The 13,797-nt window shown below is 66.7% G+C and carries 12 protein-coding genes and 1 pseudogene; all 13 read right to left on the bottom strand.

Going from position 1 to position 13,797, the window contains the following annotated elements; genetic code table 11:
* Positions 1 to 49 precede the first annotated feature (49 nt).
* Positions 50 to 1,126, bottom strand: a complete 1,077-nt coding sequence (locus tag C1704_RS09210) for a patatin-like phospholipase family protein (RefSeq protein WP_104302420.1) — start codon at positions 1,124 to 1,126, stop codon at positions 50 to 52.
* Between the two features lie 64 nt (positions 1,127 to 1,190).
* Positions 1,191 to 1,775, bottom strand: coding sequence for a superoxide dismutase family protein (locus C1704_RS09205; RefSeq protein ID WP_419186791.1), 585 nt, complete (start codon positions 1,773 to 1,775; stop codon positions 1,191 to 1,193).
* A 97-nt stretch (positions 1,776 to 1,872) separates the two neighbouring features.
* Positions 1,873 to 4,203 carry a Tex family protein gene (locus tag C1704_RS09200; RefSeq protein ID WP_272867981.1) on the bottom strand — a complete coding sequence of 777 codons (2,331 nt, stop codon included), beginning with the start codon at positions 4,201 to 4,203 and terminating at the stop codon, positions 1,873 to 1,875.
* Between the two features lie 107 nt (positions 4,204 to 4,310).
* Positions 4,311 to 5,846: a tripartite tricarboxylate transporter permease gene (locus C1704_RS09195; RefSeq protein ID WP_104302418.1), complete on the bottom strand. Its 1,536-nt coding sequence runs from the start codon at positions 5,844 to 5,846 to the stop codon at positions 4,311 to 4,313.
* A gap of 19 nt (positions 5,847 to 5,865) precedes the next feature.
* Positions 5,866 to 6,312 (bottom strand): tripartite tricarboxylate transporter TctB family protein, encoded by a 447-nt coding sequence (locus C1704_RS09190; RefSeq protein ID WP_104302417.1) that lies wholly within the window; start codon positions 6,310 to 6,312, stop codon positions 5,866 to 5,868.
* Between the two features lie 132 nt (positions 6,313 to 6,444).
* Positions 6,445 to 7,353: an SDR family oxidoreductase gene (locus tag C1704_RS09185; protein WP_104302416.1), complete on the bottom strand. Its 909-nt coding sequence runs from the start codon at positions 7,351 to 7,353 to the stop codon at positions 6,445 to 6,447.
* 33 nt (positions 7,354 to 7,386) lie between these two features.
* Positions 7,387 to 9,042 carry an isovaleryl-CoA dehydrogenase gene (locus C1704_RS09180; RefSeq protein ID WP_104302490.1) on the bottom strand — a complete coding sequence of 552 codons (1,656 nt, stop codon included), beginning with the start codon at positions 9,040 to 9,042 and terminating at the stop codon, positions 7,387 to 7,389.
* Between the two features lie 38 nt (positions 9,043 to 9,080).
* Positions 9,081 to 10,106, bottom strand: a complete 1,026-nt coding sequence (locus C1704_RS09175; RefSeq protein WP_104302415.1) for an NADP-dependent oxidoreductase — start codon at positions 10,104 to 10,106, stop codon at positions 9,081 to 9,083.
* Positions 10,107 to 10,125: 19 nt separating this feature from the next.
* Positions 10,126 to 10,587: a PaaI family thioesterase gene (locus C1704_RS09170; RefSeq protein ID WP_146076064.1), complete on the bottom strand. Its 462-nt coding sequence runs from the start codon at positions 10,585 to 10,587 to the stop codon at positions 10,126 to 10,128.
* A 4-nt stretch (positions 10,588 to 10,591) separates the two neighbouring features.
* Positions 10,592 to 11,380, bottom strand: a complete 789-nt coding sequence (locus C1704_RS09165; RefSeq protein WP_104302414.1) for an SDR family oxidoreductase — start codon at positions 11,378 to 11,380, stop codon at positions 10,592 to 10,594.
* Between the two features lie 106 nt (positions 11,381 to 11,486).
* Positions 11,487 to 11,759, bottom strand: a pseudogene (locus C1704_RS09160) (Dabb family protein); the annotation flags it as partial.
* Positions 11,756 to 11,962: a hypothetical protein gene (locus C1704_RS09155; protein WP_104302412.1), complete on the bottom strand. Its 207-nt coding sequence runs from the start codon at positions 11,960 to 11,962 to the stop codon at positions 11,756 to 11,758. The pseudogene C1704_RS09160 and the gene C1704_RS09155, both read right to left, overlap by 4 nt.
* Complete coding sequence (locus tag C1704_RS09150; RefSeq protein WP_104302411.1) at positions 11,962 to 13,797, bottom strand: acyl-CoA dehydrogenase; 1,836 nt, start codon at positions 13,795 to 13,797, stop codon at positions 11,962 to 11,964. The genes C1704_RS09155 and C1704_RS09150 overlap by 1 nt, the downstream gene beginning before the upstream one ends.

Genomic DNA, 13,797 nt, shown 5'->3' with positions numbered 1-13,797 from the left:
ACGATGTGGTGTAGTGTACGGGCGCTCGCCGCGCCACGCGTGTGAAAGGCTATAGCGGGCGCAACGCCGCAGCCGGCGCACCGTCGGCCAGCCATCCGGCCCACTCGTCCGCCAGGCGTTCGCTCTCGTCCACGGCGGCTTGCCAAGCCCTGGCGCGTGCTGCGGTATCGGTGCCATAGCGCTTGAAGTCGGTGCGGTCGGGCAGCTTGCCGTCGGGCAGCGAGGCCACCCAGGACGGGTCGGGCGCCAGCACCAGCACATTGTCCAATGCCGGGGTCGCGCGGTGGCGATGACGCAGCGGCTTGTCCAGCCAGCCCGGCACGATGGCCTGCTGGAAATGCGGATAGAGCACCAGCCCCTCGCCCATGCTGGGGTAGTTCCAGTGCAGGTGATAGTCGGTGATGCCGCCATCCCAGTAAGCGCCCGGCGGGGCCCCGGCGATGTCATGCACGGCCTGCAGCACGAAGGGGATGGAACACGAGGCCAGCAGGGCCGACTCGAAGTTCGTTGCGTCGAGCATCACCCGGCGATGGCGCAGGTCGCTCAGGTCGATGGGCAGCGGCTCGCCGGGGGCGGAGAAGAGCACCCGTTCCAGCCACAGGCTCAGGCCCTGGCGCGACACGGCATTGCTGAGTGCCGCGCCGAGATAGCCCAGGGGCGTGCGCACCCGGCCTTCGCGGCCCAGGACGTGGCGGCCGCGAGACACCACGATGTGCAGTCGGTAGCGCGGATGCCGCACCAGGCCGTCGATGCGTCCGGCGAAGAAGCCGGCCAGCTCCTGGGCAAACACGCGGCTGACTTCCTGGGCGGTGGGATAGGTCTTGCCGGGCGGCACGTCATAGCTCTGGTGGATGTAGTCGTGCGCCAGCGTGGCGAATTTGGCCACGCTGTCATCGAGCATGCCGGTGGCCATGCGCCACGCGCCGATCGAGGCTCCCAGCAGGTGCACGGGCTGGCTGGACTTCGGCAGCCATTGGCCGAAGATGTGGCGATCGAGGTGGTTCAGGATGAGTCCCTTGGGCCCCCCCGCCGCACCGGCGACCACCCGCACCGCGTTCGGCTCCAGGCCGTGCGACTCGATGTGGCGCCGGGCGGCGGGCCCGGCGTACAGGCGCAGTGCTTTCATGGATCATCCAGGCAAAAAAAAGGAAGGGCGCGATCGACGCGCCCTGTTGCAGTGAGCAGGCCGATTATCGCCGGTACGCCTCGATGACACCACAGGCCAGACGCGCGCCGGAATTGCCCGTGGGCTGGGTCTTGTAGTCATCCGGGTCGGCATGCACGATCAATCCCCGCCCGACGATGTCGGCCGGGCCGCTGCCGATGCTCAGCCCCGACACGGTGAAGCGCACGTCGACCCGGCCGCTTCCATCACTGCGAAGATTGGGCAGATCACCCGCGTGCCGCGCGCCCGTCTGGGGGCCGTGGGGTTGGCCGGTCGGGTTGAAGTGCCCGCCCGCACTCGTGCCATCGGCGGCAGAACAATCGCCCTTTTCGTGGATGTGGAAGCCGTGCTCGGCGTTGGGCTTGAGCCCTTGCATCCGCGCATGGACCCACACCTGATCACCCTGTTGGTGGAACATCACCCGGCCCTGGACCGTGTTGCCAGCCGTGGGCTGCACGGCTGCCACCGCTGTCGGTCCGGCCATCATCTGTCGGTGACTCATCCCGCCGTAGTCCTGGCCGTGATGGCGCGGCCCGGCACAGCCGGTCAGCCAGACGGCCGCTGCCACGGATGCAAGCATGGCGGCCCGGTGCGAGTTGAGCAACATCATGGTCTCCTTGTGGTGAGGACAATCCTTACAAGATAGACCCGCAACCGCCGGCTTGCCAGCCCAGGCGGCCGGGCAGAGTCGCCCGGCTTGCCCTGGATCAACGCTTGGTCTGCAGCTTGGCAAAGGCGGCTGCCATGGCCGACTGGGCCGGGGTGGCTGCGGGGCGCCCGCCGCCCTGCCGCTCCTGTCGGGCGGGTGCGCGGAAGCTGTTGTCACCGCGTTCGGCGCGTCCGCCCGTCGGGGCATCCAGCTTCATGGTCAGCGAGATGCGCTTGCGGGCCAGATCGACCTCCAGCACCTTGACCTTGACGATGTCACCAGTCTTGACCACTTCGCGGGCGTCGTTGACGAACTTGTTCGACAACTGGCTCACATGCACCAGACCGTCCTGGTGCACCCCCAGGTCCACGAACGCGCCGAACTGGGCGACGTTGCTGACGGTTCCCTCCAGCACCATCCCGGGCTGAAGGTCCTTGAGGTCTTCCACCCCCTCATTGAAGCGTGCCACCTTGAAATCAGGGCGCGGGTCACGTCCCGGCTTTTCGAGCTCCGCAAGGATGTCCCGGACCGTGATCGCCCCGAACTTCTCGTCGGCAAAGGCCTCGGGCTTGAGCGTCCTGAGCACATCGGAGCGACCCATCAGCTCGGTGATGGGCTTGCCGGTGGCGGCCAGCATCTTCTGCACCACCGGGTAGGTTTCTGGGTGCACGCCGGACAGGTCCAGCGGGTTGTCGCCGTCGCGGATGCGCAGGAAGCCCGCCGCCTGCTCGAAGGTCTTGGCCCCCAGCCCGGCCACCTCCAGCAGCTGCTGGCGGTTGCGGAAGGCGCCGTGTGCGTCACGCCAGCGCACGATGCTGCTGGCCACGGCAACGCTCAACCCCGACACCCGTGAGAGCAGCGGCGCGGATGCGGTGTTCAGGTCCACGCCCACTGAGTTCACGCAGTCCTCCACCACGGCGTTCAGGCTGCGTGCCAGTTCACTCTGGTTCACATCGTGCTGGTACTGCCCGACCCCGATGCTCTTGGGTTCGATCTTCACCAGCTCGGCCAGTGGGTCCTGAACACGCCTGGCGATCGACACCGCACCACGCAGGCTCACGTCCAGATCGGGCAACTCCTTGCTGGCGTACTCCGAAGCCGAGTAGACCGAAGCCCCCGCTTCGCTCACCACCACCTTGTCGATCTGGGTGCCGGGCGCCATCTGCTGGATGCGCTTGATGAGGTCCCCAGCCAGCTTGTCGGTTTCCCGGCTGGCCGTGCCGTTGCCGATGGCGATCAGGTTGACCCCATGGGTGGCGCACAAACGGCCCAGCGCATGGATGGCCCCTTCCCAATCGTTGCGGGGTTCATGCGGGTACACCGTGGCAGTATCCAGGACCTTGCCGGTGTCGCTGACCACCGCCACCTTCACGCCCGTGCGGATGCCCGGATCCAGCCCCATCACCACGCGCTTGCCGGCAGGTGCAGCCAGCAACAGGTCTCTCAGGTTCTCGGCAAAGACCTTGATGGCCACCTTTTCCGCCTCTTCGCGCAGGCGCGAGAACAGATCGCGCTCCAGGCTGAGGCTGAGCTTGACTTTCCAGGTCCAGGCGATGGTCTTGCGGATCAGATCGTCGCTGGGCCGCTTGGCGTGGCTCCAGCCCAGGTGGCGCGCGATGCGCCCTTCCGCCAGGGTGGGTTGCCCGGGCACCACCTCCTCGTCAAGCACCAGCTTGGCATCGAGGATTTCCTGCGTGCGCCCGCGGAAGACGGCCAGCGCACGGTGCGAAGGCACGGTGCGGATGGGCTCGTCATAGTCGAAGTAGTCGCGGAACTTGGCGACATCGGGATGGTTCTCGTCCTTGCCGGCCATCAGGCGTGACTGGAAGAGACCCTCCTCCCACAGCCATTCGCGCAACTTGCCCACCAGCGCGGCGTCCTCGGCCCAGCGCTCGGACAGCAGGTCTCGCACGCCATCGAGCACCGCATGGGCATCGGCAAAGCCTGCCTCGGCGTTGACGAAGGCCGCCGCCTCGGCCAGCGGCTCCAGCGAGGGATCACCGAACAGTCGGTCGGCCAGCGGCTCCAGACCGGCCTCGCGAGCGATCATGCCCTTGGTGCGACGCCTGGGCTTGTAGGGCAGGTAAAGGTCCTCCAGTTCCTGCTTTGTGGGCGCGGCCTCGATGGCGGCCTGCAGTTCCGGCGTGAGCTTGCCCTGCTCGGCAATGCTCTTGAGCACGGCAGCACGACGCTCTTCCAGTTCGCGCAGGTAGGCCAGGCGCACCTCGAGTTCACGAAGCTGGGCGTCGTCGAGGCCCTCGGTGGCCTCCTTGCGGTAACGGGCGATGAAGGGAACCGTGGCCCCGCCGTCGAGCAGTTCGACGGCCGCGCGGACCTGGGACGGCCGCACCTTCAGTTCGGCGGCAATCTGTTGGAGGATCTTGTCCAAGGCAGTACTGGCTGTCAAAAGGAAAACCCAGCAGTTTGCCATAGGCGTACCGGACGAAATGGAACGGCCCGCCGAAGCGGGCCGCGGGGGAACTCACCGTGCCGGGTTCAGGTGGACTGGGTCGCGGCAGAGGTGCCCGCGTCTTCCTCGGCGCGCTCCCGCGCCGTGCGCTTGACGACACCCCAGATGCTCCAGACCAGCAAGCCGACACCGCAGGCCAAGAGCGTGGCGCTGATGGGACGCTCGACGAACACCATCGGATCTCCCCGGGACAGCAGCAAGGCGCGGCGCAGGTACTCCTCCATCATGGGCCCCAGGATGAAGCCCAGCAGCAATGGCGCCGCTTCGAACCGCAGCACGCTCATCGCGTAGCCGATGGCGCCGATGATCGCCACCAGGACGATGTCGAAGGTGTTGTTGTTGACGCTGTACACCCCCAGGCTGATGAATACCAGGATGGCGGGATACAACACACGGTAGGGAATGCGCAGGATGCTGACCCACACCCCGATCAGCGGGATGTTGAGGATGAGCAGCATGATGTTGCCGATGATGAAACTGACGATCAGCCCCCAGTACAGCACCGGCTGTTCCGAGATCATCAGCGGCCCCGGCTGGATGCCGTGGATGATCAGCGCCCCCAGCATCAGGGCCATCACCGCATCACCGGGGATCCCCAGCGAGAGCGTAGGCACGAAGGCGGTCTGCACGGCCGCATTGTTGGCTGACTCGGGGGCCGTCACCCCCTCGATGGCGCCCTTGCCGAAGCGGTCCGGATCCTTGGCCACCTTCTTCTCCATTGCATAGGACATGAAGGACGCAATGGAGGAACCTGTGCCCGGCAGAGCACCGAAGAAGCTGCCCACGCCGGACCCACGCAGCATGGGCGCGATCGAGCGCTTCCAGTCTTCCTTGGTGGGCATCATCGAACGCATCGTGATGCGCTCGGCCTTGCCTTCGCGACGGATGTTGTTGATGCTGGCAATGACCTCGGAGACACCGAACACCCCCATGGCCAGCGCCACGAGGTTGATGCCATCCATCAGCTCGGGAATGTCGAAATCGAAACGCGGCACGCCCGAATTCACGTCGGTGCCCACCATGCCCAGCAGAAGGCCCAGCACCACCATCGAGACGCCCTTGGCAGGCGAGCCGGAGGCCAAGGTGGAGGCCGCGATCAGGCCCAGCAGCATCATGGAGAAGTATTCGGCCGGACCGAACTTGAGACCCAGCTCTGAGATGGAAGGCGTGAACAGTGCCAGGATCACAAGCCCGATGAAGGCGCCCACGAAGGAGGCGATCGTGGTCATGAAGAGTGCCACCCCGGCCCGCCCCTGCTTGGCCATGGGGTAGCCGTCCAGGCAGGCAACGGCCGCCGACGGTGTCCCGGGGAGGTTCAGCAGGATGGAGGCCGTGGAGCCCCCATAGCAGGCGCCGTAGTAGACGCCGGCCAGCATGATGATGGCCGCCCCCGGCGGGATGTGATAGGTGATGGGCAGCAGCAGCGAAATGGTGGCCAGCGCGCCGATGCCGGGCAAGACGCCGACCAGGGTGCCCAGCAGCACCCCGATGAAACAGTAGAGCAGCGTGACCGGCGCCACCGCCGCGTCAAAGCCTGCCGCCAGGTTGGCAAAGATGTCCATGGTGTCGTCTCCGTCGGGTTCAGGCGTTCCACCACCACAGCGGCAGAACCATGCTCAGGCCCACACTGAACACGAGCACCGTGAGGATGGTGACACCCGCGCTGACGAGGACACGCCCGATCCAGGTGATGTCACGGTCGGCCAGGCTGGCCACGAAGGAGGCGATGAACGTGGCGGCCACCAGGCCGAGGCTGCGCAGCGTGAAGGCGAACAGCAGCAAGGCGGCCATCACGAACAGAAAGTTGCCGAGCTGCACCTTCACCGGCGGCCCCTTGCGGAACAGGGCCGGCAAGGCCACCAGCACGCCCAGCACGGCCAGCACCCAGCCGAGTACCGTGGGGAAATACCCCGGGCCCATGCGCGCCGCCGTCCCGAAGCCATAGCGTTGGGAGTACAGCGCGAAGAACAGCCCGACTGCGGTCAGCAACACGCCGCCGATCAGATCCTGCAGATCTTTGTGTTTCATACCGTTTCCGTTGCGAAGCGGAGGGTGACAACACAACGCACTCTGTTGTTATGGGATCTGAACGTTGTCCGAGTCCTTGATTACAGCCGGCAAAAGTACATTTGAACCTACGTAGAACTTCTTACACAGCCCTCAACCCATGGCCTCCCGCAGTGCAGCACGGAGTTTGTCGCCGATCTCCGGGCGCGCTTCGAAGGGATCGCTGGGATTGCGTCCGAGCATGATGTCCTCGAGGCGTTTTTGCACCATGCCCAGGGCTTGGGGGTGGCTGTAGATGTAGAACTGCCGCTCACGAACGGCAGCAAGGACCTTCGCTGCGACTTCGGCAGCCGTGACTTTGCCCGATGTCACCGCCTTTTCGCTCATCGCGCGCGCGATGAGCTGGCTGGGCGTGGGCGGGTCCTGGCGGGCCTCGGGTGGGCGGTTGCGGTCGGACTGATGGATGCCGGTCGGCACGAAATAGGGGCACAGCACCGAGGCAGTGACCTGTTCGGTCACGAGGCGCAGGTCCTGGTAAAGCGTTTCCGACAGACTCACCACGGCATGCTTGGTGACGTTGTAGACACCCATGTTGGGCGCGTTGAGCAGCCCCGCCATCGAGGCCGTGTTGATGATGTGCCCCTCATAGTCCGCGTCCGTGCGCGCCGCCTCCAGCATCATGGGGGTGAAGACACGCACGCCATGCGCCACACCCATGAGGTTCACGCCCACCACCCAGTCCCAGTCCTGAACACTGTGCTCCCAGATCAGCCCGCCCGCGCCCACACCGGCGTTGTTGAACACGACGTGGGGTGTGCCGAAGCGTTCGAATGTGGCCGCCGCCAGCGCCTCCACCTGGTCGGCCTTGGACACATCGACCCGGTGCGCGAGCACCTGAGCGCCCAGCGCCTGCACCTCGGAAGCGGCCAGTTCCAGGGCATCGGGCTGCACGTCGGCCATCACGACATTCATGCCTTCACGCGCGGCCAGGCGGGCCAGTTCCAGTCCGAAGCCCGACGCGGCGCCGGTCAGCACCGCCGTCTTGCCCTTGAGTTCTTTCATGGGGTCTCCTCGCTTGTGTCGTTGAGGTCCGGCTCACACCGGTGCTGCGCGCTGCAGCAGTCGATCAAAATCAGTGCGGGGGCTCAAGCCGCCATAGGTCAGCGCGGGTGCCATGCCCAGGCGTGAGGCCACAAAGGCCTCGAAGACAAAGTCCGGGGCATGGCGGCGCAACAAGGCGGCCTGCATGGCCAATGCCACATCCTGCGCCAGCCTGCGCCCATCGTGTTCATCCGCGACCGATTGCAGCCGCCCGAGGACGGTGGCGCGCGCCGCGTCGCATGTTGGATTCACGCTGGCCAGGGGTTCCAGTTCCTCGGCAAGCGCATCCACCAGGTCCGGGCCGGCCCGCTGCAGCACGCGCAGCAGGTCGAGCGCCATGATGTTGCCGGCCCCTTCCCAGATGGAGTTGACCGGCATCTCGCGGTAGATGCGCGCCATCACGCCCTCCCCGCCCTCCTCCACGTAGCCGTTGCCGCCCAGACACTCCATGGCCTCCTGGGCAAATCCGCTGCCTCGCTTGCAGATCCAGAACTTGGCCACTGGCGTGAGGACACGCCGCATCATTGCTTCGTAGGAATCGTCCTGCCTGTCGAAAGCCCGTGCCAGTCGCAGGCTGAGAGCCGTGGCCGCCTCGCTCTCGAGCGCAAGATCCGAAAGCACGTTGCGCATGAGCGCGTGCTGCACCAGTGGCCGCCCGAAGGCCTGCCGCTGCCGGGCATGGTGCAGCGCGAGCGACAGGGCCTGGCGCATCAGCCCGCTCGTGCCGAGCGCGCAGTCCAGCCGGGTGCGGGTGCCCATCTCGAGAATCTGGGGCACGCCGCGCCCCTCCTCGCCCACGAGCCAGGCCAGCGCGCCGTTGAACTCCACCTCGGAACTGGCGTTGGCCTTGTTGCCCAGCTTGTCCTTCAGGCGCTGGATCTGCAGGGCGTTGCGGCTGCCGTCGGGCAGCACGCGCGGCAGGAAAAAGCAACTCAATCCGCCTTCGGCCTGGGCCAGCACCAGGAAGGCGTCACACATGGGCGCCGAGAAGAACCACTTGTGCCCCACCAACCGGTAGCTGCGGCCCCACGGAGTATCGCCTTCGAAGCGGGCCTGGGTGGTGTTGGCGCGCACGTCCGAGCCCCCCTGCTTTTCGGTCATGCCCATGCCCATGGTCACGCCGGCCTTGTCCGCCAGCGGGGCGAGCCTGGGGTCGTAGGTGGTGCTGGTCAGCTTGGGGAACCAGTCCGACAGCAAGGCCGCGTTGGCGGCAAGCGCCGGTGCGGCGGCATAGGTCATCGAGATCGGGCACAGCACCGAAGGCTCGAGCTCGGTGAAAAGCATGAAGCCCGCCGCCCGCTCCACATGGCCCCCTGGCCCCTGGGCCCAGGGCCGCGCATGCAGTCCGTGCTCGATGGCTGCCGCCATCAGCGCGTGGTAGCTGGGGTGGAACTCGACCTCGTCGATACGCCGCCCCAGGCGGTCATGGGTGCGCAGCTGGGGGGTGTGCACGTTGGCCAGGCGCGCGTGCTGCTGCATCGCCGCCGAGCCCGTGAGTGCGCCCAGGCGATGCAGCCGCTGCTGGGCGTCAGCCAGTGCGTGCGGCGGCAGGTGGGCGATCAGCCCCTCGCGCAGCGGCCGGTTGCCTTCGAAGAGGTTCACGTCGGCCAGCGGCATGCTCTGGTTGAACACCTCATGGGTGGTGGTCACGGCGTCCATCGCACTTCCCCGAAACGATGGTGGGTGGCTCAGATGAGCTTCACCAGCTGTTTGCCGAAGTTGCGCCCCTTGAGCAGGCCGATGAAAGCCTCGGGCGCGCTGGCCAGGCCCTGTGCGACGCTCTCACGGTACTTCAGGCGACCGGTTGCCACCAGCGTGCCGAGTTCCTTCAGCGCCTCAGGCCAGACCTCCATGTGTTCGCTCACGATGAATCCTTCCACGCGCAGGCGTGAGGTGAGGATCATCTGCGGGTGGCGCAGCGGGATGGGCTCGCCGTTGTAGCCGGCGATCATGCCGCACACTGCGATGCGGCCGAAGGCATTCATCTGCAGCAAGACGGCGTCCAGCACCATGCCGCCCACATTCTCGAAATGGCCATCGATGCCCTGCGGGGCAGCCTCCCGCAAGGCGGCCTGCAGGGAATCGAGCGTGGCGTGCTGGCGGTAGTCGATGCAGGCGTCGAAACCCAGCTCCTCCACCACATAGCGGCACTTGTCGGGCCCGCCGGCAAAACCCACGACGCGGCAGCCGCGACTCTTGGCCAGCTGGCCCACGGCACTGCCGACCGCACCACTGGCAGCGCTCACGGAGATGGTGCCGCCTGCCCTGGGCTCGCAGATCTTCATCAGGCCGTACCACGCCGTCACCCCGGGCATGCCCACGGCCCCCAGGTAGGCCGACAGCGGGATGTGGGTGGTGTCCACCTTGCGCAAAAGGCCCGGCTGCGCGGCGTTGACCACGGCGTACTCCTGCCAGCCCCCCATGCCCACCACCTTGTCACCCACGGCGTATTGCGGGTGGCGAGAAGCGATCACCTCGCCCACGGTACCACCGATCATCACCTCGTTGAGCGGCTGGGGCTGGGCGTAGCTCTTGCCCTCGCTCATGCGTCCACGCATGTAAGGATCGAGTGAGAGGAAATGGTGCCGCACCAGCACCTGACCGTCGGCCAGTTGCTCAGGAGGGGCCAGCGGGGACTCGACGAGGCGGAAATTGTCCGCGCTGGGCTCGCCCTGGGGGCGAGAAGCCAGCACGATCTGACGGTTGATGCTCATGGAAACTCCGGAATCGGTGTCAATCAGACCCATCGCCATCGAGGCGCTGCTGCAGAGGCTTGGCCTCGCGCGCACTCACAGGCAGGGCCCGCACGTACTTGAAGGTGCCGGTGGCGTGAGCCGCCAGCGTGCCATCTTCACGATAGACGCTGCCCTCGCAAAAGGCCAGCGTGGCGGTACGGTGCAGCAGCTTGCCCAGGGCCTTCAGGCGGCCTTCCCCTGGGCGCATGAAGCTGGTCTTCATCTCGATCGTGACCACGCCCGGGCCGTAGTTGGCGGCCGGGTCGTTCACGCTGCGCGCTGCATGGGCCATGACCACGTCGAGCAGGGTCATCACCGCGCCACCATGTGCGACATGGAAGGAGTTGCAGTGCTCGTCGCGCAGGGCAAAGCCGATCTCAGCCTCGCCGCCTGCCATGCGCACGAGTTCGAAGCCCAGAGCCTCGACGAAAGGAATGCGAACGGGAAAGGGCTTCGTCACGCGCTCAGCCCCCCGTCAATGCCGTCACGCCGCCGTCCACCGCCAGGATCTGGCCGGTGATGTGCTTGCCAGCCCGGGTGGCAAACAGGAGGGCCGCACCCTTGAGGTCCTCGTCGTCGCCCAGACGCTGCAAGGGAGCATGCGCCGCGAGCGTGTCCACGCCCACGGCCTCGAGCGTGCCGCGGGTCATCTTGCTCGGGAAGAAGCCCGGGGCGATCGCGTTCACCGTGATGCCATGGCGCCCCCATTCACAGGCCAGCGCGCGGGTGAAGTTGATCACGGCACCCTTGCTGGTGTTGTAGGCGATGGTGCTCATCATGGTGGGCAGGTGTCCGCCCAGGCCGGCGATCGACGCGATGTTGATGATGCGGCCCTGCTTGCGAGGGATCATGCAGCGCTTGCCGATCGCCTGGGTGAGGAGGAAGACGCCGCGGATGTTGAGGTTCATCACCTTGTCCCAGGCCTCGACCGGGTGGTCCTCGGCCGGTGCGCCCCAGGTGGCACCGGCATTGTTGACCAGCACGTCCACGGGGCCGAGCCGTTGGAGGGTTTCATCCACCAGACGCTGGATGTCCGCCTCCTTGGCGCCGTCGGCCGCGATCCATCGGGCATCGATCCCGCGGTCCTGCAGGTGAGCCACGGCCTCCTCGAGTTCAGGGGCCTTGCGGGCGCTGAGCATGACCTTGGCGCCGGCTTCGCCGAGCGCCTCGGCGATCTGCAGGCCGAGGCCGCGGGATCCGCCGGTGATGAGGGCCGTGCGGCCGGTGAGGTCGAACAGGGAAGGAAGGCTCATGAGGGCTTGCTCTGTCGAGAAAGAATCAAAGGGCGCCTGGCGCCGTGGGGGCAAAGGAGAGGTCCTGGGCCAGGTCGACGTCGGCGAGACCCGGGGCCAGCGTGGGATAGTCGAGCACCATGCGGTGCGAGCGCATCGCACCCAGCTGGGCGCCGACGGCCTTGTGATGCGGGTGGTTCTGGTAGGCGTCAAGAGCCGCCTTGTCGGCAAAGGCCGAGACCAGCACCACGTCCATCGACGCTTCGAGGCGGGGTGAACGGATGCCCACCTCCCACTCGAGGATGCCGGGCACGACGGACTTGCAGGAGTCCAGCAACTCCTTGAACTTGGGCGCGTCGGCGGGGTCGTGCAGCTGCCACATCACGATGTGTCGGATCATCGGTCTTGCTCCTGGGTTGGATCCTTCATCCGGGCGCGCACGGCAATCAGCGCGACGCCGATCATCGTGCACACCGCGCCCCCCAGCATAAACCCAAGCCCCATGGGAGCGGACTGCCCCCTCACGAACCAGCCCAGCACAGCTGCCAACAATCCCGCATAGATGAGCACCCAGCTGGCGGCCTCGACGCGGGCTGCGCGCATCAGAGGGCCTCGGGGGCCAGATCCAGGCAGGTGCGGTCGCGCGATTCCACCACGGCCAACCACGCGGCGATGCGCGGCATTTCGTAGCGATGGAAATAGCGCGCAGCTGCCAGCTTGCCGGCCACGAAGGATGGGGCGAGCCGGTCACGGGCGGCCAACGCAACGCGCGCCACGTCCAGCCAGACCCATCCCAGCACCACATGGCCGAAAGCTTGCAGGTAGGGTGTTGCATTGGCCAGGGCCTCGGCCGGCTGGCCATTCGCCCAGGCGGCGCGGGTGGCGCGGCCAACGTGGTCGAGGGCACGGCTCAGGGCCTGGGCGTGTTCGGCGAGTTCCGCATGGGCCGCGGCCGCCGCGATGCTGGCTTGCATCCGGGCCGCCAGCAACTGCAGGCCCCGGCCCTCCTCCATCAGCACCTTGCGGCCCAGGAGGTCCATGCCCTGGATGCCATGGGCTCCTTCGTGGATCATGTTCAGGCGGTTGTCGCGCCAGTACTGCTCCACCGGGAAGTCGCGCGTGTAGCCATAGCCGCCAAGCACCTGGATGGCCAGGCTGTTGGCCTCCAGGCACCATTCGCTCGGCCAGCTCTTGGCGATGGGGGTGAGTACCTCCAGCAGCAGGCGCGCCTCCTCGGCGGCCACGGGATCGCCGGTCTGCTGCTCGTCCACCAGGCGCGCGCAGTACAGTTCCAAAGCCAGGGCCCCCTCACAGTAAGACTTCTGTGCCAGCAGCATCCGCTTGACATCGGCATGCTCGATGATGGGCACCGGCGGCGAGGACGGGTCCTTGCCCGCCGGGCCCACCGGCCGGCCCTGGGTGCGCTGACGCGCATACTCCAGCGACGCCTGGTAGCCGGCGTAACCCAGCATCGTGGCACCCAGGCCCACGCCGATGCGGGCCTCGTTCATCATGTGGAACATGCAGGCCAGCCCCCGCCCGGGCTCCCCCACGAGGTAGCCGATCGCACCGGCACTGCCGCGCACCGGGAAGCGCCCTTCACCGAAGTTCAGCAGGGTGTTGGTCGTGCCCCGGTAGCCGCACTTGTGGTTCAGGCCGGCCAGCGCCACGTCGTTGCGCTCGCCGGTGAGATTGCCGTCGGCGTCGACGAGTCGCTTGGGCACGATGAAGAGCGAGATGCCCTTGACGCCGGGAATGAGCTTGCCGTCCGGCCCAGGGATCTTGGCCAGGACCAGGTGGACGATGTTCTCGGTGATCTCGTGCTCGCCGCCCGAGATCCACATCTTGTTGCCCTTGAGGCGGTAGCGCGGCCCCAGCGGATCGTTCTCGAACCCCTCCCCGTCCGGCACGGCCCGCGTGACGATGTCCGAGAGACTGGATCCTGCCTGGGGTTCGCTCAGGCACATGGTGCCGAACCAGCGGCCGGCAAACTCGTTACGCGCGAAAACCTCCTTCTGTCGGGGCGACCCATGCACCATCAGCAAGCTGGCGTTGCCGCTGGTGAGCATGGCGTAGGCACCCATGGACACGCTGGACATGGAGAAGAAGCAGTTGGCCGCCATCTCCACGACACAAGGCAGTTGCATCCCACCCACGTCGTAGTCCTGCGCAGCAGCCAGCATCCCCGACTCGACGTAGGCCCTCGTGGCGTCGTGCGTGGCCTGGGGCAAGTGCACACGTTCTCCCTCGAAGTGCGGCTCCTCGATATCTGACAGCCGGTTGTAGGGGGCAAACTTCTCGCGGGCGATGCGTTCACAGGTGTCGAGCACCGAGTCGAAGGTCTCGCGGCTGTGATCCGCAAAGCGCGGCCGGCTGGCCAGTGCGGCCACATCGATCCAGTCGTGCAGCAGGAAATCGAGCGTGGCTCGCATGGTCAT

The organism is Caldimonas caldifontis (genome assembly GCF_002930615.1).
Taxonomy (GTDB): Bacteria; Pseudomonadota; Gammaproteobacteria; order Burkholderiales; family Burkholderiaceae_C; genus Caldimonas; species Caldimonas caldifontis.
This window is presented reverse-complemented; position numbering and strand designations above follow the sequence as displayed.

What these genes read in the sequence shown, in the direction of transcription:
- C1704_RS09210 (WP_104302420.1), bottom strand. Translation starts at nt 1,126, where the DNA reads ATGAAAGCACTGCGCCTGTACGCCGGGCCCGCCGCCCGGCGCCACATC.
- C1704_RS09205 (WP_419186791.1), bottom strand. Translation starts at nt 1,775, where the DNA reads ATGATGTTGCTCAACTCGCACCGGGCCGCCATGCTTGCATCCGTGGCA.
- C1704_RS09195 (WP_104302418.1), bottom strand. Translation starts at nt 5,846, where the DNA reads ATGGACATCTTTGCCAACCTGGCGGCAGGCTTTGACGCGGCGGTGGCG.
- C1704_RS09190 (WP_104302417.1), bottom strand. Translation starts at nt 6,312, where the DNA reads ATGAAACACAAAGATCTGCAGGATCTGATCGGCGGCGTGTTGCTGACC.
- C1704_RS09185 (WP_104302416.1), bottom strand. Translation starts at nt 7,353, where the DNA reads ATGAAAGAACTCAAGGGCAAGACGGCGGTGCTGACCGGCGCCGCGTCG.
- C1704_RS09175 (WP_104302415.1), bottom strand. Translation starts at nt 10,106, where the DNA reads ATGAGCATCAACCGTCAGATCGTGCTGGCTTCTCGCCCCCAGGGCGAG.
- C1704_RS09165 (WP_104302414.1), bottom strand. Translation starts at nt 11,380, where the DNA reads ATGAGCCTTCCTTCCCTGTTCGACCTCACCGGCCGCACGGCCCTCATC.
- C1704_RS09155 (WP_104302412.1), bottom strand. Translation starts at nt 11,962, where the DNA reads ATGCGCGCAGCCCGCGTCGAGGCCGCCAGCTGGGTGCTCATCTATGCG.
- C1704_RS09150 (WP_104302411.1), bottom strand. Translation starts at nt 13,797, where the DNA reads ATGACCATGCGAGCCACGCTCGATTTCCTGCTGCACGACTGGATCGAT.